Raw genomic sequence first — 21,927 nt, forward strand, 5'->3', positions numbered from 1 at the left:
AACTACCATACAGGATGTCTGATATTAAACAAATCAAACAATAAAATTTTTATAAAAATTTAAATTATAGTTAAGATTTTGTCCAAAAATTTAATATGGTGAGAAGAATGAGAAAGTGGCTAATACTTTTGTTAGTTCCAATCTTAATAGGAAGTTTTTTAGCAGGATGTACTCAACAAAGTAATGAAAATAATGAGATAAAAATTGGATTATTAGTTGATTTATCAGGGGGTTTATCATCTTATGGACAAAATGAAAAAGATATCTGCCAATTAGCTCAAGAGAAAATAAACAACTACTTTAAAGACCATAACATTCCTTACACTGTAAAAATATATGTTGAAGATACAAAAGCAGACCCAAAAGTTTGTTTAGATAAAGTTCAAGCTCTCCATGCTATGGGAATAAATGCTTTTTTAGGACCAATGGCAAGTGGAGAAGTTAAAAATATAAAAGATTATGTAAATTCAAATAAATTAGTTATAATATCTCCATCATCTACAGCAGCTCCACAAATATTAGGATTTGAAACTCCTGAACAGAAAAAATATATATTTAGATTTGTTCCAAATGATAACTTCCAAGGTAATGGTATTGCAGATATTGCAAAAAGTTTAGGAGTTAAAAATGCTGTTATAATATACAGAGGAGATGCTTGGGGAGATGGATTAAAAGAAGCAACAGTTAAAAAATTAAAAGAATATGGAATTAATGTAGTTGATGAAATAAGATATCCTCCAGATATTGGAGACTGGAGTCCTATAATACAAACAGCTACAAATGATATAAAAGGAAAAAAAGATGCAGCTGTTTTATTTATTGGATATGAAGAAGTAGCTACTCTACTTTCACAGTTAAATGATAACTCACCTTTATTAAATTGTATATGGATAGGTTGTGATGGAACTGCTAAGAGTGAAAAAGTTATAAATGAAGTTAAAGATAAAGCAGCAAAAGTTAAATTGTATTCAACAATGTTCTACTCTGAAAGTGATGATGCAAAGATTTTAAAAGAAGAATTTAAAAAGAAATTTGGTAGAGAACCAGACCAATATGCTCTAAATGTTTATGATGCAGCATGGGTATTATCATTGTCATATGCAGAGATGTTAAATGAGACAAAAGGAAAATATGACGCTGATTTATTAGCAAAATTAATAAAAGAGAATACTGAAAAGTACTCAAAAGGAGAGTTTGGTGTTAAACCAGTAACAGGATATATAAAATTAAATATATGGAATGATAGAGCTTCTGGTAATTATGGAATATTTGCTGTTACAAAAGATGGTTGGAAGTTAGTTGGTATCTGGAACTCTGAAACTAATAAAATAGAATGGTTATAATTTAACCATATACTTTTTTGATAATTTTGCACTATAATATCCAAAAGAACTACCAGATTTTAAAAATTTAAGAACTTTTTCTATGTCATATATCTTTGTTGATGCTATATAATCAACATTGTACTCTTTTAAAAATTCTGGATACAATTGAGCTGTTGCTCCAACTAACACATTTATTGAATTTTTTGCTCTATCTAAAATCATATCTATTGTATTGTTCAACAATGATGTTCCAGAGATAAAAACAACATCCATATTGGGAAGTAAGGAATATTCATAACTGTCAGAATATACATTTTCATTTATATTCTTTGGATTTCTTTCAAAGATATATATTTCTAAGTTATTATAATTGTTTTTTAAGTATTTAACAATAGGTGTCATATTTCCAATTAAAGCAACTTTTTTATTGTTATCTACAACATCTAACAGAGTTCTTTTAAAATCTTCTTCATCTAACTTTATATAGTATTGTGAGACTGCATTTATAAAAGCTAATGTTAAAGTTCTATCTACAATATCATAACTCTCAACTAAAAAATCATCAATATCTTTTTTTATTTCAAATCTCATTTTTGGATGTATCTCCTCTAATAGCATCATTGCTACTCCTAAGGATTTGTTTCCTTCATCATCCTCAATTAATACATAACTATATGGATAAGAAAAAGAAAAATCAACTATTTGGAAGTCTGAATTTTTTATTAATTTTTTAGTTTTTTTAATAATATTGGAAAATATGGTCATAGTTCCAACCTCTTTAAAATCTCATTAAAAACATTATCTATACTTTTATTTGATGTATCAATAACAATAAAATTATATTCCTTAGCTAATTCTAAATACTTCTTTTGAACTTTCTCTAAAAAAGATTTTTTTTCAAATAAGTCAGAAGTTTTTAATCTTTTTATAGCTTCATCAACATCAACAACTAACAGAAATACAACATCTGGCATTATTATATCTTTATTTATATACTTAATAAATTCATCTTCAACTCCTAAAACAGATTGATATGCCAAAGTAGAAAAAAAGTATCTATCACAAATAACTCCTTTTTTTATATTTTCTTTAATAATTTTCTGATGTTCATATCTATCAGCAGTAAATAGTAGAGTTATTGCTTTACTATCTATATTTTTATTCTTTGTTAATATCTCTCTAATAAATTTTCCAATCTCTCCATCTGTTGGCTCTGCTGTCCAAAAATAACCTAAATGATTAGCCAACATCTTTGATATTGTTGTTTTTCCACTACCATCAATTCCTTCAAAAACTATAAACACTTTACAAAACCCCCAAAATTTTGTGTATTTGGATAGAAAACATTACATTATCTCCTAAATGTTCTCCACAAGCTTCCATAATTTTAAATAGTTTTTCTTTTGGGATATTATAACCACTAACTGGTTGGATACATAATAATATATCTCCTATATTTGATAAATCCTTAGCTATATTTTTAATATCCTCTATCTTTGTATTTTCCATAATAACAACTTTTGCATATACATCTGTTTCTAAGTTGTAGAATTTTTCAATAGTTTTTAGTTCATTTTTATATATACTTGAATAATTAACTATATTATTAAAATGTTCTTTAAGCTTAATATCTATTGAAGCAATATCAACATAAAAAACTCTTTCAGGATATATTCCATTACTCTCTAAAAAAGTTCTATACCCATTCTCTTTTAACATTTTATTTAATTCTTTACAAAACTTATAGTAGTATAGTGGCTCACCACCAGTAAAAGAGACAGCAAATAAGTCAGGAGTTTTTAATTTTTCAATAGAACTAAAAATATCATTTAAATTATAATTAATTTTTTTAAAAACTTCTGTTCCAGGTTTTACTTCTGCTCCTCTATATGGTTTTTTATCTTCATCACAATAAATACATTTTAAAGGGCACTTATCAAATCTAACAAAAATAAATCTCCTACCTATATATTTCCCTTCTCCCATTATAGAGCTAAAAATTTCTTTAATCATATTTTCATTTTTAAAAAAGTTTTATAATAATAACAACAAAAAAATTAATAATTAATAATAATATAAAAAATAATTATTTTTTTAAAGCCAATTTTATATCTTCAACTTTAACAGTTTTTCTCTTAGCATGTTTAGCTAACTCTACAGCTTCTTTTGCTATTTCTAATGCTATTTCTTCAATTGCTTCTGCTAAATATTCTGCTGCTGCTCTACTAACTCTCTCTGCTCCTGCCTTTTTTAAGATTCTTTCAAATGGTGCAACTGGAAGCTCTGCCATCTTATCACCTCAAAACCTTTCTATTATCTTTTTAATTAAAGATTTATTATAAATACTTTTCGGTTTTTTGGTTCTAATTGTGCTCAATATCTTTGTTAAAATTATGGATGGAGAGATATATCCATCAACCCTAATTTTTCATCATATCCAAATAAGATATTCATATTTTGTATTGCTTGCCCACTTGCTCCTTTAACAAGGTTATCTATTGCTGATATAACAACTAACCTATCTCCTCCAACCTCTATACCCATATCACAAAAGTTACTACCTCTCACATAACTTAATTTTGGAGTATCAACTAACCTAACAAAAAATTCATCTTTATAGAATTTTTCATATATATTAATTATTTCATCTTTTGATATACTATCTCTTAAAAATGTATGAGCTGTTGTTAAAATACCTCTTGTTATTGGAACTAAGTGTGGAGTAAAATAAATTTTAGCTTTTCCTAATTTATTTAACTTCTCTTCTATTTCTGGCTGATGTCTATGATTAACTATTTTGTATGGATTTACATTTTCATTTACATTTGGAAAGTGTGTAGTTTCACTTGGATTTATTCCAGCCCCACTAACTCCTGTTTTTGAGTCAATAATAATCCTTTCTTCAATTATATCATTTTTTACTGCTGGAGCTAAGGCTAATATTGCTCCAGTTGGGAAACATCCTGGATTTGCAACTAAATCAGCTTTTTTAATATCTTCTCTAAAAATTTCTGGTAATCCATATGCAATATTTACATCTGGCAAGCCTTTATGCTTAATTTTATAATATTTTTCATATAAATCTAAATTCTCAAATCTATAATCTCCACTTAAATCAATAACCTTTATTCCTCTCTCTATATACTTTGGAACTATTTCCATAGATGTTCCATGAGGAGTAGCTGTAAAAACTAAATCAACATCCCCAACATCTTCTGTGAAGTATAAGTTTTCATATTTTTTAACACCTTTTAAAAATGGATAAACTTTAAAAAGATGTTTTCCTTTCTCTTTTCTTGATGTTATATATTTAACCTCTACCTCTGGATGTTTTGCTAAAAATCTTAACAATTCACTTCCTGTATATCCAGTAGCTCCTACAATTCCAACAGTAATCATCTACTCACCTAAATTTTTTCTTAGTTTATAGTAGTGGTACTCAACAGTTTTTAAATTTAACCCAGTTTTTTCAGCTATCTCTTTTGGTTTTAGATGAATATACTTCTTAATTATTTTATCTATATTTGTAGGTCTTCCTGTTTTAGGTTTTATTTTTATAATCTCTATCCCTACACCTTCCAAAGCCTTTAATATCTTTTTTGAAGTTCTTTTATATTTTGATTCTGGTAAATATATCTTCTTTGGTTCAACATACTCTAAAAGAGCTATTGCAATATCTCTATCTATTTCTCTATTTATGTATATTTCATCAACATGTCCTATTTCTTCAATTTTTTTTAGAATATCTTCTTTTTTTCCATACAACTTAATCATTCTCTTTTCACTTTAATGGCTTTTCTCACTATTTTTGAGCCACAAATTTCACATTCTCCTTCATAATCAATAGGATAAATCTTCTTACAACCTTTACAAACCTTTTTCCAAACAAATGATTTATTAGTTTTATAAAAAATTCCTTCACAATCTAAATTTAGTTTTTTAGCAACATTTTGAATTCCAAAATCATCAGTTAAAATAGTTGCATTTAGTTGTAGAGAAAGAGCAACACATAAAATATCTTGATAAGAGAGATTATCTCCTGTCTCTTTCATAACTTCTTTAACTTTTTTAATATACTCTTCTTTTGGTTGGATTATTTTAACTTTTCCTAACTGTATAGCTTGATTTATAATAACTTTGTTCTCTTCTATCTCTTCCAAAGTTTCAGGAGTAATATAATATTCATAATCATAATAATTTGGATTATATCCATGTATTATTGCAGAGGCATCTAAAACATACTTTTTATTCTTCTTTTCTTCTCTGTGAGATGAGATAAACAAGCAAGTCACCTAAATCTTTATTAAATTTTACTTGTAGTTTATGTAATTCTTCTAATGTCATAGCTAATCCAGATAATCCCTTTATATCATGAACAATTCCCTCTTGTTCTTTAGCTATATTATCTAATAATTTACTTATCTCAATTATTTTGTTTATATCCTCTCCTAACAAAGAAGTTCCAGCCTTAATCTTGTCAATAACCTCAATAGCCTCCCTTAGTTTATTTAAATCTTCCATTATTTCTTCATTAAACTTTCTTATTCTTTTTGTTAATTGCATTGTTTGGTTTGCCATTCTTCTAATTTCATCAGCTACAACAGCAAAACCTCTTCCATATTCTTTAGCTCTCTCAGCCTCAATAGATGCATTTAAAGCTACTAAATTAGTATGTTTAGCTACCTTACTGATTTCTTCACTTATTTCAGAAATATATTTTAGATTCTCCACTAATTTATTGAATTCTTTAGAAAATATTTCTAATTTTTCAAAAAATGGTAAAAAGTCATTTCTAAACTTCTCTAATTCATCAACAATTTCAGAAAGTTTTTCTATATTATTTAAAATAATGTAGTTATTTTCTAAAAATTTTCCAGAGATTTCCTTAGCTAATGAGTCAATAATTTTTGAAGTCTCTTTACTTCCTGCTTCTAATCTTACTGCATCAGATAATATTTCACATGTTTTTTCAACTTCTTTCATAAATCATCCCCCTTACAATAAATCAACCCCACATTTTAGATTTTCTAAAAAGCTAAAGAATCTGTTTATATATTTTTTTGGAATTATAGAACCATGTTGTGGTAATATAGCCTCTATATCATACTGTCTAACATTACTTAGCCACCATCTTAGTGCATGATTACTTGCCATTAACTTTTGATGTAGTGGTTTCATAGCTTCAATATGCTTATCTATATCCTCAACTACCAACTTTGGCTCATCTAATATAGCTATTCCAATATCTCCTGTAAATAGAAACTTACTTTTTCTATCATAAATAGAGTAATGTCCTGGACTATGTAAATAATGGGCTGGAATAAACTCTAATGTTGTAGAACCAAACTTAATTCTATCTCCTTCATCTGGTAGAGGATATGCAACACTATCAACATCTTCAAAACCAAAGTGAGGTAAAAATCTAATCCACAACCAACTTGTAACTATCTTTGCATCTGTCAATGCTCTCCATAAAGGAATACTTCCAGCAACATCTGGGTCTTGGTGACACATATAAATATATTTTATATTTTTAGGGTTTATATATTTTGATATATTAGATATAACTTTTGGAAATATTTTGTATCCTCCAGGGTCTAATAAAAATCCTTCTCTTCTACTAACAATTAAGTAACTATTAACATCAACATCTCCCTCTCCAATGTAAGTTCCTAAATACACTACTTTATAATCTCCATCTTCAAAAAGCACATGGTCTTTCCTTGCATCCAATCCTTCCTTGATATAGTAGTTCAAAGTATCACCCCAATACATCTAAAAACTTAATTATATAGCAATAATTAAACAATTATCATCTGTAATAATTAAAATCTTAAAAGTCAATTTATATAGTTCAAATCTTAATATTTGTTGTTTTATTTTTTTTATACCCATACAAATATAAAAATACTATGTTTATTTAAGGATGATTGCTATGCATAGAGTATTAAAAAATATTAATTATGGGATTATAACAGTTAGTACAAGTAGGTATAAAAATCTTATAGAAAATAAGAGCTTTACTGATGAATCTGGGAAGTTTTTAAAAGATGAGTTTAATGCAAAAGTACATCTATTGGTTCCTGACAATGAGGAGATGATAATTGGAGCTATTAAGTTTATAGTTGAAGAATATGAAGATATAGATTGCATTATCTTAACAGGAGGAACTGGATTAGCTAAGAAAGATATAACAGTTGAAGCATTAAAAAGGCTTGTTGAGAAGGAAATAGAAGGATTTAAAATTTTATTTTGCATGCTAAGTTTTGAAGATGTAGGGACAAGAGCTATGTTATCAAGAGCTTTTGCAGGAATTTATAAAGATAAAGTTATATTTTCACTTCCTGGCTCTGTAAATGCTTGTAAGTTGGGAGCTAAATTAATTAAAAAAGAGATAGGACATATATTAGGACATGTAAGGGAATAGAGATGTTAGAGAAAGTTATTAAAGGAATATTTAAAGAGTTTAATGTGAATGTAAAAAGAAAAACTTTAGATGAACTCTTAAAGGAAGAGAGGCCTCATGTTATTATAAATGGTAAAAGACATAGGATTAAAAGAAGAGAATTGGATTTATTAAAAGAGATTGGAGATAAAGATTTAAAATTACCTATTGTTTTAGAGGTTCATGAGAATTTTATTGTAGTTAAAGGCAAAAAAGAGGTTAAAGTTATAGCTAAAATTTTAGATAAGGAAATTAATCCTTTTGAGGAGCCAGATATCCTCTATATATATAAACCAGAACTTAAAATTATTAGAAGAGAACTTCCAACTGCTACTCAATTAATCTTTAAATGGTAATATATAAATTTTTTATAGAAAGGTTTTTATAGAACTTCATAAACATTTTATTAAAAAATTTTAAGATGAGGTGAAAAAGTGTTTTTAAAGAAGAGACACTTAGAAATTATAAAGAAGATGAAAGAGACAGAAGAGCAAAAAGTTATTGAAAGTTCTCTACCAGAAGAGTTTAAAGTTAGAGCTTTAGAGTTGTTTATTTTAGGATTTGTTGAGTTAGAAGATGATAAAATAAAATTTACAAAAGCTGGAGAAAGACTTTTAAAATTAGTTGAAAAATTAGATTTAGAGAAAATTCCTGATGTATTTGTTGATTCTGAAATTATAAAAATCTTAGAGTTATTAGAAGAAACTGGAAATGTTCCAGAGGATTGGCTAACACTATTAAAAGAAAGATTTTTAGCTGATGATGAAGGTTTAAGTGAGATTGGAAAAGAAGTTTTAGAAATATATAGAGAGACACATCCAGTTTTATATTTAAATCCTGCAATAATTGCATTTATAAGAGATATGCCAAAGATTGGAACTTATGATGAGTTGATAGTATATAAAGAAACAAAACCAAATGCAGACAACATAATAAATGCTTTACAAGCTATGAGATTATTATTAATTTCTCCAAAGACAGAAGGAGGAAAGGCATTTGCTACAACATCAGCAGTTAAGGAAATTTTAAAATTAATTAATTTAGTTCCTAATTTGAGCAGAACATTAATTTTAAGACAAGAAGATTTAGAGATGTTAGAAAGTGGTAAATCATCAAAAGAATTAGAAGAAAGTGGATTCTATAAGGATGGAATAACTGAATTAGGACAACAAATGATTGACACATATAAAGAGATGGGAAAATCATTAGAGAAAGCACTACCTATTTATGTATTAGAGGATGAAATTAAAGTTTTAAAGGCAATTGAAGAAATAGAAGAGAAGTATAAAACAAATCCAGAAATAATCCCAACATATAAAGAAATTGAAAAAAGAACACAAATAGAAGATTTAGGGGCAATCTTACATAGTTTAGAAGCTAAGGAACTAATTAAAAGAGAGGTTATAAAAGAGAAAGATTGTTATTGGTACACTGATTATGGAAAGAAAGCTAAGGACTTTGGATATGTAACAACTGATGGAATGAAAGCAGTAACATATCCAGAAGGTAATGATGTTCCAATAGCTGAATGGGTTATGAAAGGTAAAGAAGAAGGGACAGTTAAGAGAGGAATAACAGAAAAAGGAAAATTCTATATGAAGTTATCAAGAACTATTAAAAGAAAACCATACTTAACAAAGTATGATATATCATTGTTAGTTAAAACTCCAAAGAAAAAATATATTCACAGAGATGAATTAGTTAAATTAATTCAAGACCATGTTGGTGGAGCAGAAAAAGAAATTATAAAAGCAATTGGAGAAGCTGAGTCTAAGGGATTTGTTGTTGAACTTCAAAATAAAATGGTTAAATTAACAGAATTAGGAGAAAAAGTTAAAGAAGCAATAGAAAAAGCAAAAGTTCAAGAACTATTAAAAGTTAAATTTGCTATTACACCAACTACATACAACATATTAAAGGCTATATATGACAACAGAAAAGAGTTTGATAGAGTATATAAGGAGATGTTAGAAGGAAAAGCTCATAAAGAAAATGATATAATCTTATTAGCTAAGTTGTTACCACTAACTATTGATGAAATTAAGAAAAACATTGTTATATTGAGAGATACTGGATTTTTAGGTAAAAGAGGTTTAACTGATGCAGCAATTACATTAATTGAAGCTTATGAATAAATTATACTTTAACTACTTAACTACAATTAACTATTTTTTTTTTTAGTTTTATTTTTTAAATTTTAGATATAGAATAAAATTTTTAAAGTAGGTATTATTATTTTCCCATTAAACTATAAAAAGTCAATTTTAAAATGTGAAAATTATGATAGAAAGATTAATAAAATTAGCTGAAAAGATAGAAGACAAAGATTTAAGAGAAAAAGTTATAGATTTTATAAAAAATCCAAAAGCTACACATCCAGAGATAAAAGATACTGGTATAAGCTTAGAAGAATCTCCTGCAAGTATAAACTGGCACCATAGATATAAAGGAGGATTGATAGAGCACACTGAATCTGTGACAAAATTAGCTCTAAAAATGGCAGAAGTTTTTGAAGATGTCTATAATGTTAAAATAAATAAGGATTATTTAATAGCTGGAGCTCTTTTGCATGATATTATGAAACCTTACAATTACATAAAAACAGAGGACGGTTTTGACCACATTGATTTGTTTAATTTAGACCATCTCACATTAGCTGTTGCTGAACTATATAAAAGAAACTTTCCATTAGAAGTAATTAAAATAGTTGCTTCTCATCATGGAGAACATTCACCAACAAAGCCAAACTCATTAGAGGCATTAATAGTCCATTATGCAGATGAAGCTGATTCTAAAATAAATGATGTTGCTGTAAGAGTTTGTTCTGCAAGAAGTAGAGATTTAGGGGTAGATGAACAAGATATATATGAAAAAATAACACCTCTAAAAGTTTATGAAGTTAGAAGTAGAGAAGGTAGAGAGAAAACTATAGAATTCTTAAAAAAGCTTTTAGATTTAATAGAAGAAAAAATAGATTAAAAACTAAAAAATGGAGCCTCGGGCGGGGTTTGAACCCGCGACCTCCTGCTTACCAAGCAGGCGCTCTACCAGGCTGAGCCACCGAGGCGCATTATTACAATAATTCAGAACTCATATATATATTTTTCTGCGTAAAGTATATATATTAGTTCAACATTTAATAATAAATCGCTTTTAAGTAGCCCGGTGGTGTAGCGGCCTATCATCCGGGGCTTTGGACCCCGGGACCGCGGTTCGAATCCGCGCCGGGCTGCCAATTTTTTAGAAATTATTATTTTTTGCTTAATTTTATACACTTCTTCATTAATTAATTTAAATAAATTGGTGAGAATATTATTACAAAACTTTTAAAGAATTTAAAAGAAGCAAAAGATGAAGATTTTAAAATTTTAAAAATAATTGAGTTAGAGATGAGAAGGCATGAATGGGTTCCTTTGGATGTTATAGTTAGAAGAGCTAATATGCCTGAGAAGGATGTTCTATATAGATTAAAAAGATTAAATAAATTTGAGTTTGTTGTTAGGAGTACTTATGGATATGCAGTTTCTGGGATGGGATATGATGCATTAGCTTTGAATGCTCTCTATAAGAAAGGAATTTTAAAAGCTATTGGAAATAAATTGGGAGTTGGAAAAGAAGGAGATGTATATCTTGTTTTATTAAATGATGATAGAGAAGCTGTATTAAAATTCCATAAGCATGGAAAGACATGTTTTACAAGAAGTAAGAGATATAGAGACTATTTAGCAGATAAACATCATATTAGCTGGCTGTATGTTTCAAGATTATCAGCAGAGAGAGAGTATAATATCTTAAATGAGTTGTTTCCATTAGTTAAAGTCCCAGAACCAATAGCTTGGAATAGACATGCAATAATTTTAGGAAAAGTAGAAGGAGAAGAATTAAAAAGAATTGATTTGGAAAAATTTTTAACAAAAGATGAAATAAAAAAACTGTTTTATGATGTTGTTGAAGAGATTAAAAAGGCTTATGATATTGGATACATTCATGGAGATTTAAGTGAATTCAATATTTTATACAATGGGGAGGATTTTGTAATAATTGATTGGCCACAGGCAATAGAAAAGTATCATCCAGAGGCAGATTTTTATTTGAAGAGAGATATACACAATGTATGTAGATATTTTAAAAAGTATAAAATAGACATTGATGAAAATAAAATATTTAAATATGTTAAAGGGATAGAATGAGAATTCTTGGAGTTATTGGCTATTTATTAGTTTTTTTAAAGGCAATAACTGAGGCATGGATAGATACAGTTAGAATAAGCATTAATGGAGACATAAAACCTGAGATAGTAGAAATAAAATCTATAATTGATAGTCCAGCTGGATTAGTTTTATTAGGTTGGAGTATAACAGCCACACCAGGAACATTGGTTATTGATATAGATGAAAAAAATAAAATATTAAAAGTAGCTTCTATATATCCAAGAAAAAGAGAGGATATAGTGCCATTTGAACCATATATTAAAAAGATTTTTGATTAAAAACATATGGAGGATGAAAAATGAACATATCTTTTGAAGATATATTTAATGAAGTTTTTAAGCATATGAAATATTTTACTCCAGAGGAGAGTGATTATTCTAAGTTAGTTGAGTATAAAGACAAAGTTAAAGATGTTATTAATGAAGTTGTAGATGAAGTCTTTGAGGATATATTTAGATATGAAGAAACAAAAAATATTTTTGATATAAATAAAAAAGATGAATTAAAAGAAGACTTTGAAAAATGGATTATAAGTTTTTTTGATATTCATAATGCAAATGAATTAAATGAATTTTATAAAAATGTTGTCAAAAGAGGAATAAAATTTGTTGAGTATGAATTTCTTCCAGAATATCTTACAGCTATTTTAATGAAAATTGATGATATGAACTTTGAAAGGAAGGTTTTAGATTATATTGGGATTAATAAAAATCTTAAACATAATACTATCAAATTATCAATAAAAAAGATGAATCTATAAATATTTTTAAAGAGGATAAGCTATGTTAATTGGAATATTATCAGATACACATATTCCAGATAGAGCCTATTCTCTACCAAAAACTATATTTGATATATTTTCAACAGTTGATTTAATAATACATTGTGGAGATATAACTGATAGAGAGGTTTTAGATAGTTTAGAAGATTTAACTAATGTTGTTGCAGTTAAAGGGAATATGGATTATCTTGATTTACCAAAAAAAGAAATATTAAATATTGATAACTTAAAGATAGGAGTAATACATGGAGACATTATTTATCCAAGAGGAGATTTATTGAAATTGAAATTGTTGGCTAAGGAGATGGGGGTTGATGTTTTGATATCTGGGCACACACATATCCCATTTATTGAAAAGAGAGATATACTATTACTAAATCCTGGCTCTCCAACTGTTCCAAGATGTCCATTAAAAAGTGTCATGACTTTTGACACTGAAAATAAAGAAGCAAAATTAATAATTATTGAGTGAAGTAATATGGAAATCAAAATTTTAGATAATTGTGTAGGTTGTGGAACCTGTGTATTCTCCTGTCAAAAGAGAGCAATAAGAACTTATGGAAGAGCATATATAGACAAAGAAAAATGTGTATTATGTAAGATTTGTATAAAATACTGTCCAATAAAAGCAATTAAATTAGAAAATTGAAAATTAAGAGGGATTGGGTTATGTATATTGGAAGATTCTTGGTAGTAGGTAAAACAAAAGAAGGAAATAACTTTTTAGCTTATAGAGTATCAAGTAGAAGTTTTCCCAATAGAATTGCTAAAATTTTTGGAAATTCAATATCAATAATTCCAAAAAATTTGGATGAAATATTCAAAAATCCATATATTTGTTATAATTGCATAAAAGTTGTAGATAATGTTGTTGTTGGTAGTAATGGGTCTCATACTGATTTTATAGCTGAAAAGCTACATTATGGATATAGAGATGCATTAGCATCAGTTTTGTTGTCTATGGATTATGAAAAGGATGAATATGGAACTCCAAGAATTGCAGGAATAGTTGATAAAGACAGATGTTTTTTAGGATATGTTAAGGAGGACAGTATAAGAGTTGCAAAATTTAATTTAAAAGAGAGTGGTATTGGATACTACTTAGGAGTATATAACTCTTGTAAGATAACAAAAAAGCAAAAAATAGAAGTTCCATATAATTCTGCTGAGGAAATAGCAGAGTATATATTAAATTATAAGGATTTTGAGCACCCAGTTGCCTGTGGGGTAGCTCTTATAAAAGATAATGATGTAGAATTAGCAGTTAAAAACAAAAATTAATTTATAGATTTAAACTTATTTTGTTATCATTGTTCCTATACCTTCTTCTGTAAATATTTCTAATAGGAGAGCATGCTGTTTTTTTCCATTTATTATATGGACAGATTTAACTCCCTTTTTAAGAGCATTTATTGCTGCTTCTGCCTTAGGTATCATACCTCCTTTAATTACTCCTTTTTCATTTAAATTTTCTAATTCATCCAATGTTAATCTTCTATAAAGAGTATTTGGGTCTTTTGGATTCTCCATTATTCCATCTACATCAGTAATTAAAATTAATTTTTCAGCTTTTAATGCTCCAGCAATGTCTCCTGCAACTGTATCAGCATTTAAATTGTATGCTTCTCCTTTTGTATCTATTCCTATTGGAGATATAACAGGAATGTAGTTGTTATTTATTAAAATCTCTAAAAGTTCTGTATTAACTTCAACTGTCTCTCCTACTTTTCCTAAATCAACTTCAACATGCTCTCCTTTGTCATTTTTAATATACTTCTTCTTTTTCTTAGCTAAAATTATTCTTCCAGATTTTCCTGATAATCCAACAGCTTTTCCACCATATTTGGAAATCTTAGAGACAATATCCCCATTTATTTTTCCAACCAACACCATCTCAACAATATCCAAAGTTTCCTCATCAGTCACTCTCAATCCATGAACAAACTCTGGCTTTTTTCCCATTTTTTCCATAGCCTTATTTATCTCTGGGCCACCACCATGGACAACAATAGGTTTAATACCAACATATTTTAATAGAACAATATCCTGGGCTGTTAGATTTTTAGCAGTTTTATCAATCATTGCATGTCCTCCATACTTAATAACAAAAACTTTATCATGAAATTTTTGTATAAATGGCAATGCCTCCAATAAAATCTTAGCTTTTTGCAAATTCTCACCAAATTATAGTTTATTTGTTATGTATCCTTTAATAGCAGATATTGCAGCAACTTTTGGAGATGAAAGATAGACATAACTCTCAGGATGACCCATTCTTCCCTTAAAGTTTCTGTTTGATGTTGATAGACAAACTTCTCCTTCTGCTAAAACACCTTGATGAGCTCCTAAGCAAGGACCACATCCTGGATTACAAACATAAGCTCCACTTTCTAAGAAAATCTTTATCAATCCTTCTTCCAAAGCTTTTAAATAAACTTTTTTAGATGCTGGAATAACAACTAATCTAACATCTTTATGAATTTTTCTACCTTTTAAATATCTTGCTGCTATCCTTAAATCTTTCAATCTTCCATTTGTGCAACTACCAATAAAAACCTGATTTATTTCAATTCCTTCAACATCTGATATATTTTTAGAATTAGCAGGAGAGTAAGGGACAGAAACTTGCTCCTCTATATCAGAAATATCAACAACTACCTCTTTATAATAACTTTCATCTTCATCAACAGTTATTCTTTCTTTTTTTAATTTTAAAATTTCTTTATCTGATAAGTTCCTCTCATTTTTTAGATAGTTGTAAGTTATTTCATCAGCCTCAATAATTCCTGTTTTTGCCCCCATCTCAATAGCCATATTACATATTGTTAATCTATCATCCATATCCATTTCTTTAACTAATCCATGGAATTCCAAAGCTTTATATATATTTCTTGTTCCTAAAATTTTGCAAGTATAAAGAATTATATCCTTAGCAGATAGCTCTTTATTTTCTCCAACTATCTCAACCTTAATAGTTTCAGGAATCTTTATCCAAGTTTTTCCTGTAGCATAAATATAAGCCATATCAGTAGCTCCAAATCCAGTAGAGAAAGCTCCAAAAGCTCCATGAGTGCAAGTGTGAGAATCACCACCAGCAACAAACATATTTGGTAAGATATAGCTTTCAGCTAAAACTTGATGACAAATTCCATCATTCTTGTGGAAATTTTTTATATTATATTTTTTGACAAATTCCAAAGCCAACTTTTGTGTTTCAGCAGCTTTAACTGTATTAGGAGGAACATTGTGGTCAAATACTATTACTATTTTATTACTATCCCAAACTTTATCACTCATCTCTCTCAAAGCTTTATAAGCTAATGGTGTAGAACCATCATGAGTCATAGCTAAATCAACATCAACCTCTATACTCTCTCCTTCTTCTACTCTTCTACCTAACTTTTTTGATAAAATCCTTTCAACTAAACTCAATATTTCACCAAAGGAATATTTTTAAAATTAAGAATATACTGAATAATTAAAACTATAATTTCTTTAAAATTTAAAAAAATAAAATAGTGCCTTATATACTTTTTTAAATCTTTAATTTAGAACTTTAAAAAGAGAATTTTAATAATTTTAGTATTTCTACTCCTTATTTTAACCAAAAATAGTAATTCAATTACAAGATGGTCTTATTTTAACAACTCCTGATGAGCATCTTTTATTTGCCAACTTAATTTCCATCCTCCAAGAGGCACGATTTTAACATATAAAAGCTTTAAATTTAAGTTGTGTTAAGACTTACTTTCCATCCTCCAAGAGGCTCGATTTTAACCAAATCCAAAGTAAAGAACTTAAAACCACTATCAAATTCAGAGTTTCCATCCTCCAAGAGGGTCGATTTTAACTTACAATATTGAGAGCAGTTCCTAAAAAAGAAAGTTCCATCCTCCAAGAGGCTCGATTTTAACGAAACTAATGAATTGATTTTAGAACATGAAGTTGTGTTCCATCCTCCAAGAGGCTCGATTTTAACGGAGAATTACATAACTTCTGAGGATATAGAAATTCCAGGTTCCATCCTCCAAGAGGCTCGATTTTAACAACACTCATATTGCTGTTAGTAACAATAATTGTAGGAGGTATGTTCCATCCTCCAAGAGGCTCGATTTTAACGTAGTTCCACATATAAATTATGGGAGTGATAAAAAGTTCCATCCTCCAAGAGGCTCGATTTTAACAGGAGGCACATTTTAGACATAATAACATTAACGACCTTCTCATATATAAGCTTTTCTACACAAAAATTTTTGAAGGGTAGGTTTCCCTATTTATTTATATACCTTCGAACTTTTATAAAAATCTTTCTATTTAATATTATTCCGTTAAAAACCGTCTATTCTCAAAAACTAAACCAATTTATCAAGGATTTTCAAATATTAAAATGAACAACAAAAAACTTTAAAAAATCTCAGTAAATTACATAATCAAAATATATAAAATATTCAAAATACAGACCCCTTCGAATTTTTCTAAAAATCCTCTAAATTAAAAATATCCTTCTAAAATCAAATAAAATCAAAAAATAAAGATTTTTAGCGTGATAATTGTCATCTGAATATTTAAATTAACGAAATAGTTAAGTTTTTATTAAGATTCTTTAAATTTTAAGATAAGACATCTATTAGGTGAAATAATGAAGTTTTTCTTAGATACTGCAAATGTTGAAGAGATAAAAAAATATGCTGAGCTTGGTTTGGTTGATGGAGTTACAACAAATCCAACATTAGTAGCAAAGGAAGGAAGAGATTTTTATGAAGTTATTAAAGAGATTTGTGAAATTGTTGATGGTCCTGTAAGTGCAGAAGTAATTTCCTTAGAAGCAGATAAGATGGTTGAAGAGGCAAGAGAACTATCTAAAATAGCTGATAATGTTGTTATAAAAATCCCTATGACAAGAGACGGAATGAAAGCTGTTAAGATTCTTTCAAAAGAAGGTATAAAAACAAATGTTACACTTGTTTTCTCTCCTCTACAAGCTTTATTAGCTGCTAAGGCAGGAGCTACTTATGTCTCTCCATTTGTTGGAAGATTAGATGATATTGGCCATACTGGAATGGAATTAATTGCTGATGTTGTTAATATATATAGAAACTATGATATTGAGACAGAGGTTATTGTTGCTTCTGTAAGACATCCAACACATGTATTAGAGGCAGCAAGATTAGGAGCAGATATTGCTACAATTCCTCCTGCAGTTATGGATAAGTTGTTTAACCATCCTTTAACTGATATAGGAATTGAGAGATTTTTAAAAGATTGGGAAAACTACTTAAAAAGTAGGAAATAAAATAATAATATTTATTTTGGTGAAAAAATGGATAAATTATTAATGCTTCCAGGTCCTACAATTGTTCCATCAGAGGTTTTATTAGCAATGGCTAAGCCCACAATTGGACATAGAAGTAAAGAGTTTGGAGAAATATTTTATGATACAATAGAAAAGTTAAAAAAAGTGTTTATAACTGAGAATGATACATTTATTGTAACTGGTTCAGGAACTGCTACAATGGATATGGCTATATCCAACATTATAAAAAAAGGAGATAAAGTTCTAACTATAATTACTGGAAACTTTGGGGAAAGATTTGCTAATATAGTAGAGAGTTATAAAGGAAAAGCTATTAAGTTAGAGTATGAATGGGGAGACTTAGCTAAACCAGAGGATGTTAAAGAGATTTTAGATAAAGAAGAAGATATAAAAGCTGTTACAATTGTCCATAATGAAACATCAACAGGAGCAAGAAACTATATAGATAAGATTGGTAAGGTTGTTAAAGATTATGATGCCCTCTATATTGTAGATACTATTTCCTCATTAGGAGGAGATTATGTAAATGTTGATAAATTCCACATTGACATTTGTGTAACTGGCTCACAAAAATGTTTAGCAGCTCCTCCTGGATTGGCTGGAATAACTGTCAGTGAAAAAGCTTGGGAAGTTATAAATAAAAATGAAAATGAAAAAGTAGGATTTTATTTAGATTTAAAAGCTTATAAAAAATATTTAGAAAAGAAACAAAATCCTTACACACCAGCTGTGAATTTAATTTATGCATTAAACAAAGCTCTTGAATTAGTTTTAGAGGAAGGTATAGAGAACAGAGTAAAAAGACATGAAAGATTAGCAAAAGCTACAAGAGCTGGATTAGAAGAGATGGGAATTGAGTTATTTGCTAAGGAAGAGGCAAGAAGTATAACAGTTACCTCTGCTAAATATCCTAATGGAATTGATGATAAGCTAAGAGAAATTATGAACAAAAAATACAATATAGTTATAGCAGGAGGACAGAAACATCTTTCTGGAAAAATATTTAGAATAGGTCATATGGGAATTTGTGGAGAAAAAGAAATATTAGCTACTCTATCATGCTTAGAGTTAGCCTTAAAAGAATTAGGTTTTAATATAGAAGGTAGTGGAGTAGAAAAAGCAAAAGAGATTTTATCTAAATTATAACTTTTTATTTTTTCATTAATTTAAGTAATTCAGCTATTTTTTTACCTAAGTTTTTAGATGTTTCTATTCCAATTTTATCATTTTTACATTCTTCTGGAGCTTTTCCTACTCCTGTTCCTCCATAATGAGCTGTTGGTTCTCCATCTCCAACAACTATCATAGAGTGAATTAAGAAGAAGTTATGTATTTGTTGTATTGTTGTCTCTTGTCCTCCATTTCTACTTGCTCCAACTGCAATAGCTCCTCCAATTTTGTTTTTTAGCTGAAATCCAACTCTTAAAGGTCTTGACCTATCCATCAACATCTTCAATTGTGCTGAAACTCCTCCAAAATAAACAGGTGAGCCAAGTATTATAGCATCTGCTTCTTTCATTTTTTCTAATATATCATTTATATCATCAGATATTTCACATTTTCCTGTCTCTTTACATAAATCACAAGCTAAACATGGATTCATATCTTTATCAGATAAAGAGATAAATTCAACATCAATACCTTCTTTTTTTATAACTTCTAATGCTTCTTTAACTAAAAATGAAGTATTCCCATGTGGTCTTGGACTTCCACTAATTCCTAACACTTTCATTTTTCTCCCTCCAATTCTTCCTCTTTGATTCTTTCTCCAGTTATCATATATACAATTCTATCTCCAATAGATGAAACTATATTACCACTTCTCTCTAAATACTTTCCAGCAAATATAATCTCTGTTGCAACAGTTAAGTTCTTTGAAGGATTTTCTAATATTTTACTTATCATACTTCTATATAACTCTTCATATAGCTCATCTAATTTTTTGTCCATATTATATACTTCTCTTGCTAAATCTTCATCCCTATTTTTAAATGCAATCATAGCATTTTTTATCATTAATATTAAGTAATCTTTCATAACTAAGAGGAGTTGATTTTCTCTCTTTCCTTCATATTCAGATTTTAAAATAATTCTACATATCTTAGCTGCATTATCTCCAACCTTTTCTAACTTAGAAGATATTTTTATAGAGGTAAAAAGTTCTCTTAAATCTGATGAAACTGGATGATACAAAGCAAGAGCTTTTATACATTTTTCTTCTATTTTCATCTCTAATAAATCTATTGCAGTATCTCTTTTTCTAATTTTTTTAGCTTCTTCTTTATCTCCATTTATAAAAGCCAATACTGCCTTTTCTGTTTGATCAATACATAAATCTGCCATTTCTAAAATGTCATTTTCAATCTCTTTTAAAATTTCTTCAAACTTCTTAGGCATCTAAACTCACCTTCTGTCCAGTTGTGAAAAAATAAATATCATTTCTAAAATCAGTTATATAATTTTCAATCCTTTCAAGATACTTTCCAACTGTTGTTAATTCATTTACAAATGCAATATTAAAAACATCTTTAAATACTAACTTCATCATTTCTCTATGTAGTTCCTTATAATATATCTTTTCAATCTTTTTGTGTATTTTATATATTTCATCAACAACTTCAATGTTATTATTTGTTATTCCAAGATATGAAAGTTTTAGCATTTTTTTAATAAGTTCTCTCATATTTCTTAAATAATTGTTGTTTCTATCAAAATTATAATCTGATTTTATTGTGATTCTACAAATTTTCATTAAATTAATAATAATATGTTCAATAACTCTTATATATATAAATATAACAATAATAAACCTTAAATCTTTTGATACAGGTCTATATAAACATAAAACTTTAACTGTCTTAGATTCTAAGGTATGCACTCTTTTGTAGAGATTATTTAATTTAATTATGCTGGATTTTGCCATTTCTTTATCAAAATTAAAATAAGAATCAGTAACTGACTCTAATAAATTTATTATATTCTCTGTCAAATTCTCAATATCTTCAACTATTTCATTACACACTTCATTAAATTTTATTGGCATATTTACCACACAATTTCATATTTTGTGAATAAAAATAAAAAAATATAGTTTAACCAAATCTACCACTAATGTAGTCATCAGTTTCTTTCTTCTTAGGATTTAAGAAGAGTTCATCTGTCTTATCAAATTCAATTAGTTTTCCCATTAAAAAGAAAGCTGTATAATCTGAAACTCTACTTGCCTGTTGCATATTGTGGGTAACAACAACAATTGTATAATCCTTGGCTAACTCAATCATTAACTCCTCTATCTTTTGAGTTGATATTGGGTCTAATGCAGATGTGGGCTCATCCATTAATAAAACCTCTGGTTTAACAGCTATTGCCCTTGCAATACACAACCTTTGCTGTTGTCCTCCTGATAATGCAAAAGCATTTTTATCTAACTCATCCTTAACCTCATCCCATAAAGCAGCTTTTTTTAATGCCCATTCAACTATCTTATCAAGCTCTTTCTTATCTCTAACTCCATGAATCCTTGGACCAAATGCAACATTGTCATAGATACTCATAGCAAAAGGATTAGGTTTTTGAAAAACCATTCCAACTCTTTTCCTTAAATCATAGACATCAACATCCTCATCATAGATATTTTTATTATCTAATAGAACTTTTCCCTCAATTCTGACATTTGGAATTAAATCATTCAACCTATTCAAACATCTTAAAAATGTTGATTTTCCACAACCACTTGGTCCTATAAGTGCTGTTATCTTTTTTTCATAAATAGGCATTGTTATGTCATAAAGAGCTTGCTTATCTCCATACCATAAATTTAAATTAATTGTTTCCATCTTTTTCTTTTCCAT

General features: G+C 28.2%; 28 protein-coding genes, 2 tRNA genes and 1 CRISPR repeat array. Of the genes, 14 read left to right on the top strand and 16 right to left on the bottom strand.

What is annotated here, in order from left to right; translation table 11 throughout:
• The first annotated feature begins 107 nt into the window (after positions 1 to 107).
• On the top strand, positions 108 to 1,343 hold the full coding sequence (locus ACPB8Q_RS01585) for an ABC transporter substrate-binding protein (protein ID WP_423792922.1): 1,236 nt from the start codon (positions 108 to 110) through the stop codon (positions 1,341 to 1,343).
• On the opposite strand, the gene ACPB8Q_RS01590 is transcribed toward ACPB8Q_RS01585, so the two are convergent.
• From ACPB8Q_RS01590 to ACPB8Q_RS01630, 9 genes are all read right to left on the bottom strand, one after another.
• On the bottom strand, positions 1,338 to 2,090 hold the full coding sequence (locus tag ACPB8Q_RS01590) for a Rossmann-like domain-containing protein (RefSeq protein ID WP_423792923.1): 753 nt from the start codon (positions 2,088 to 2,090) through the stop codon (positions 1,338 to 1,340). The two genes, ACPB8Q_RS01585 and ACPB8Q_RS01590, sit on opposite strands and share 6 nt — an antisense overlap.
• Complete coding sequence (tmk, locus tag ACPB8Q_RS01595) at positions 2,087 to 2,629, bottom strand: dTMP kinase (protein ID WP_423792924.1); 543 nt, start codon at positions 2,627 to 2,629, stop codon at positions 2,087 to 2,089. Before tmk ends, ACPB8Q_RS01590 begins: the two co-directional genes overlap by 4 nt.
• Position 2,630: 1 nt before the next feature.
• On the bottom strand, positions 2,631 to 3,338 hold the full coding sequence (locus ACPB8Q_RS01600) for a 7-carboxy-7-deazaguanine synthase QueE (RefSeq protein WP_423792925.1): 708 nt from the start codon (positions 3,336 to 3,338) through the stop codon (positions 2,631 to 2,633).
• Positions 3,339 to 3,411: 73 nt separating this feature from the next.
• Entirely contained in the window at positions 3,412 to 3,615 is a 204-nt protein-coding gene (locus tag ACPB8Q_RS01605) for a histone family protein (protein WP_423792926.1), read from the bottom strand.
• A gap of 101 nt (positions 3,616 to 3,716) precedes the next feature.
• Positions 3,717 to 4,724 (bottom strand): N-acetyl-gamma-glutamyl-phosphate reductase, encoded by a 1,008-nt coding sequence (gene argC, locus ACPB8Q_RS01610; RefSeq protein ID WP_423792927.1) that lies wholly within the window; start codon positions 4,722 to 4,724, stop codon positions 3,717 to 3,719.
• Positions 4,725 to 5,099, bottom strand: a complete 375-nt coding sequence (locus ACPB8Q_RS01615) for a hypothetical protein (protein WP_423792928.1) — start codon at positions 5,097 to 5,099, stop codon at positions 4,725 to 4,727.
• Positions 5,096 to 5,608 carry a ribonuclease VapC gene (locus tag ACPB8Q_RS01620; RefSeq protein ID WP_423792929.1) on the bottom strand — a complete coding sequence of 171 codons (513 nt, stop codon included), beginning with the start codon at positions 5,606 to 5,608 and terminating at the stop codon, positions 5,096 to 5,098. The genes ACPB8Q_RS01615 and ACPB8Q_RS01620 overlap by 4 nt, the downstream gene beginning before the upstream one ends.
• Positions 5,571 to 6,308 carry a methyl-accepting chemotaxis protein gene (locus ACPB8Q_RS01625; RefSeq protein ID WP_423792930.1) on the bottom strand — a complete coding sequence of 246 codons (738 nt, stop codon included), beginning with the start codon at positions 6,306 to 6,308 and terminating at the stop codon, positions 5,571 to 5,573. The genes ACPB8Q_RS01620 and ACPB8Q_RS01625 overlap by 38 nt, the downstream gene beginning before the upstream one ends.
• Before the next feature lie 12 nt (positions 6,309 to 6,320).
• Positions 6,321 to 7,082, bottom strand: coding sequence for an MBL fold metallo-hydrolase (locus ACPB8Q_RS01630; protein ID WP_423792932.1), 762 nt, complete (start codon positions 7,080 to 7,082; stop codon positions 6,321 to 6,323).
• 178 nt (positions 7,083 to 7,260) lie between these two features.
• Here ACPB8Q_RS01630 and ACPB8Q_RS01635 point away from each other — a divergent pair, with 178 nt between their 5' ends.
• From ACPB8Q_RS01635 to ACPB8Q_RS01650, 4 genes are all read left to right on the top strand, one after another.
• Positions 7,261 to 7,752, top strand: coding sequence for a MogA/MoaB family molybdenum cofactor biosynthesis protein (locus ACPB8Q_RS01635; protein ID WP_423792933.1), 492 nt, complete (start codon positions 7,261 to 7,263; stop codon positions 7,750 to 7,752).
• A gap of 2 nt (positions 7,753 to 7,754) precedes the next feature.
• Positions 7,755 to 8,126, top strand: a complete 372-nt coding sequence (locus ACPB8Q_RS01640) for a DUF61 family protein (RefSeq protein ID WP_423792934.1) — start codon at positions 7,755 to 7,757, stop codon at positions 8,124 to 8,126.
• A 78-nt stretch (positions 8,127 to 8,204) separates the two neighbouring features.
• Positions 8,205 to 9,905, top strand: coding sequence for a DUF505 family protein (locus ACPB8Q_RS01645; RefSeq protein WP_423792935.1), 1,701 nt, complete (start codon positions 8,205 to 8,207; stop codon positions 9,903 to 9,905).
• Positions 9,906 to 10,053: 148 nt separating this feature from the next.
• A complete protein-coding gene (locus ACPB8Q_RS01650) occupies positions 10,054 to 10,749 on the top strand; it encodes an HDIG domain-containing metalloprotein (RefSeq protein ID WP_423793389.1) in 696 nt (231 codons plus the stop codon).
• A gap of 11 nt (positions 10,750 to 10,760) precedes the next feature.
• On the opposite strand, the gene ACPB8Q_RS01655 is transcribed toward ACPB8Q_RS01650, so the two are convergent.
• Positions 10,761 to 10,837 (bottom strand) — tRNA-Thr (locus ACPB8Q_RS01655).
• A gap of 92 nt (positions 10,838 to 10,929) precedes the next feature.
• On the opposite strand from ACPB8Q_RS01655, the gene ACPB8Q_RS01660 reads away from it, so the two are divergent.
• The 7 genes from ACPB8Q_RS01660 to ACPB8Q_RS01690 all read left to right on the top strand — a co-directional run bounded on the left by ACPB8Q_RS01660 (position 10,930) and on the right by ACPB8Q_RS01690 (position 14,043).
• Positions 10,930 to 11,005: transfer RNA gene (locus ACPB8Q_RS01660), tRNA-Gln, on the top strand.
• A 154-nt stretch (positions 11,006 to 11,159) separates the two neighbouring features.
• Complete coding sequence (locus ACPB8Q_RS01665; protein WP_423792936.1) at positions 11,160 to 11,960, top strand: RIO1 family regulatory kinase/ATPase; 801 nt, start codon at positions 11,160 to 11,162, stop codon at positions 11,958 to 11,960.
• Positions 11,957 to 12,259 carry a monovalent cation/H+ antiporter subunit E gene (locus ACPB8Q_RS01670; RefSeq protein ID WP_423792937.1) on the top strand — a complete coding sequence of 101 codons (303 nt, stop codon included), beginning with the start codon at positions 11,957 to 11,959 and terminating at the stop codon, positions 12,257 to 12,259. Before ACPB8Q_RS01665 ends, ACPB8Q_RS01670 begins: the two co-directional genes overlap by 4 nt.
• A gap of 20 nt (positions 12,260 to 12,279) precedes the next feature.
• Positions 12,280 to 12,741: a hypothetical protein gene (locus tag ACPB8Q_RS01675; RefSeq protein ID WP_423792938.1), complete on the top strand. Its 462-nt coding sequence runs from the start codon at positions 12,280 to 12,282 to the stop codon at positions 12,739 to 12,741.
• A 22-nt stretch (positions 12,742 to 12,763) separates the two neighbouring features.
• Positions 12,764 to 13,234 carry a YfcE family phosphodiesterase gene (locus ACPB8Q_RS01680; RefSeq protein ID WP_423792939.1) on the top strand — a complete coding sequence of 157 codons (471 nt, stop codon included), beginning with the start codon at positions 12,764 to 12,766 and terminating at the stop codon, positions 13,232 to 13,234.
• A 6-nt stretch (positions 13,235 to 13,240) separates the two neighbouring features.
• A complete protein-coding gene (locus ACPB8Q_RS01685; RefSeq protein ID WP_423792940.1) occupies positions 13,241 to 13,411 on the top strand; it encodes a 4Fe-4S binding protein in 171 nt (56 codons plus the stop codon).
• A gap of 20 nt (positions 13,412 to 13,431) precedes the next feature.
• Complete coding sequence (locus ACPB8Q_RS01690; protein ID WP_423792941.1) at positions 13,432 to 14,043, top strand: IMP cyclohydrolase; 612 nt, start codon at positions 13,432 to 13,434, stop codon at positions 14,041 to 14,043.
• A 15-nt stretch (positions 14,044 to 14,058) separates the two neighbouring features.
• On the opposite strand, the gene argB is transcribed toward ACPB8Q_RS01690, so the two are convergent.
• Positions 14,059 to 14,934 (bottom strand): acetylglutamate kinase, encoded by an 876-nt coding sequence (gene argB / locus ACPB8Q_RS01695; protein ID WP_423792942.1) that lies wholly within the window; start codon positions 14,932 to 14,934, stop codon positions 14,059 to 14,061.
• Between the two features lie 12 nt (positions 14,935 to 14,946).
• Positions 14,947 to 16,194, bottom strand: a complete 1,248-nt coding sequence (hacA, locus tag ACPB8Q_RS01700) for a homoaconitase large subunit (RefSeq protein ID WP_423792943.1) — start codon at positions 16,192 to 16,194, stop codon at positions 14,947 to 14,949.
• 248 nt (positions 16,195 to 16,442) lie between these two features.
• Positions 16,443 to 16,946: direct repeats of the CRISPR family, unit length 30 nt; unit sequence GTTCCATCCTCCAAGAGGCTCGATTTTAAC.
• Between the two features lie 455 nt (positions 16,947 to 17,401).
• On the opposite strand from hacA, the gene fsa reads away from it, so the two are divergent.
• Both fsa and ACPB8Q_RS01710 read left to right on the top strand, forming a co-directional pair.
• Entirely contained in the window at positions 17,402 to 18,055 is a 654-nt protein-coding gene (fsa, locus tag ACPB8Q_RS01705; RefSeq protein WP_423792944.1) for a transaldolase family protein, read from the top strand.
• A gap of 27 nt (positions 18,056 to 18,082) precedes the next feature.
• The gene (locus tag ACPB8Q_RS01710) at positions 18,083 to 19,222 is read left to right on the top strand and encodes a pyridoxal-phosphate-dependent aminotransferase family protein (protein ID WP_423792945.1); all 1,140 of its coding nucleotides are present in this window, start codon (positions 18,083 to 18,085) and stop codon (positions 19,220 to 19,222) included.
• A 4-nt stretch (positions 19,223 to 19,226) separates the two neighbouring features.
• On the opposite strand, the gene ACPB8Q_RS01715 is transcribed toward ACPB8Q_RS01710, so the two are convergent.
• From ACPB8Q_RS01715 to pstB, 4 genes are read right to left on the bottom strand one after another with little or no spacing between them, the layout of a single operon-like run.
• On the bottom strand, positions 19,227 to 19,808 hold the full coding sequence (locus ACPB8Q_RS01715) for a flavodoxin family protein (protein WP_423792946.1): 582 nt from the start codon (positions 19,806 to 19,808) through the stop codon (positions 19,227 to 19,229).
• Positions 19,805 to 20,473, bottom strand: coding sequence for a phosphate uptake regulator PhoU (phoU, locus tag ACPB8Q_RS01720; RefSeq protein WP_423792947.1), 669 nt, complete (start codon positions 20,471 to 20,473; stop codon positions 19,805 to 19,807). The genes ACPB8Q_RS01715 and phoU overlap by 4 nt, the downstream gene beginning before the upstream one ends.
• Positions 20,466 to 21,119 (bottom strand): phosphate signaling complex PhoU family protein, encoded by a 654-nt coding sequence (locus tag ACPB8Q_RS01725; protein WP_423792948.1) that lies wholly within the window; start codon positions 21,117 to 21,119, stop codon positions 20,466 to 20,468. Before ACPB8Q_RS01725 ends, phoU begins: the two co-directional genes overlap by 8 nt.
• 49 nt (positions 21,120 to 21,168) lie before the next feature.
• Complete coding sequence (pstB, locus tag ACPB8Q_RS01730) at positions 21,169 to 21,927, bottom strand: phosphate ABC transporter ATP-binding protein (protein WP_423792949.1); 759 nt, start codon at positions 21,925 to 21,927, stop codon at positions 21,169 to 21,171.

The sequence above is a fragment of the Methanocaldococcus indicus genome (genome assembly GCF_049554935.1).
Classification (GTDB): domain Archaea; phylum AGJL01; class Methanococci; order Methanococcales; family Methanocaldococcaceae; genus Methanocaldococcus; species Methanocaldococcus indicus.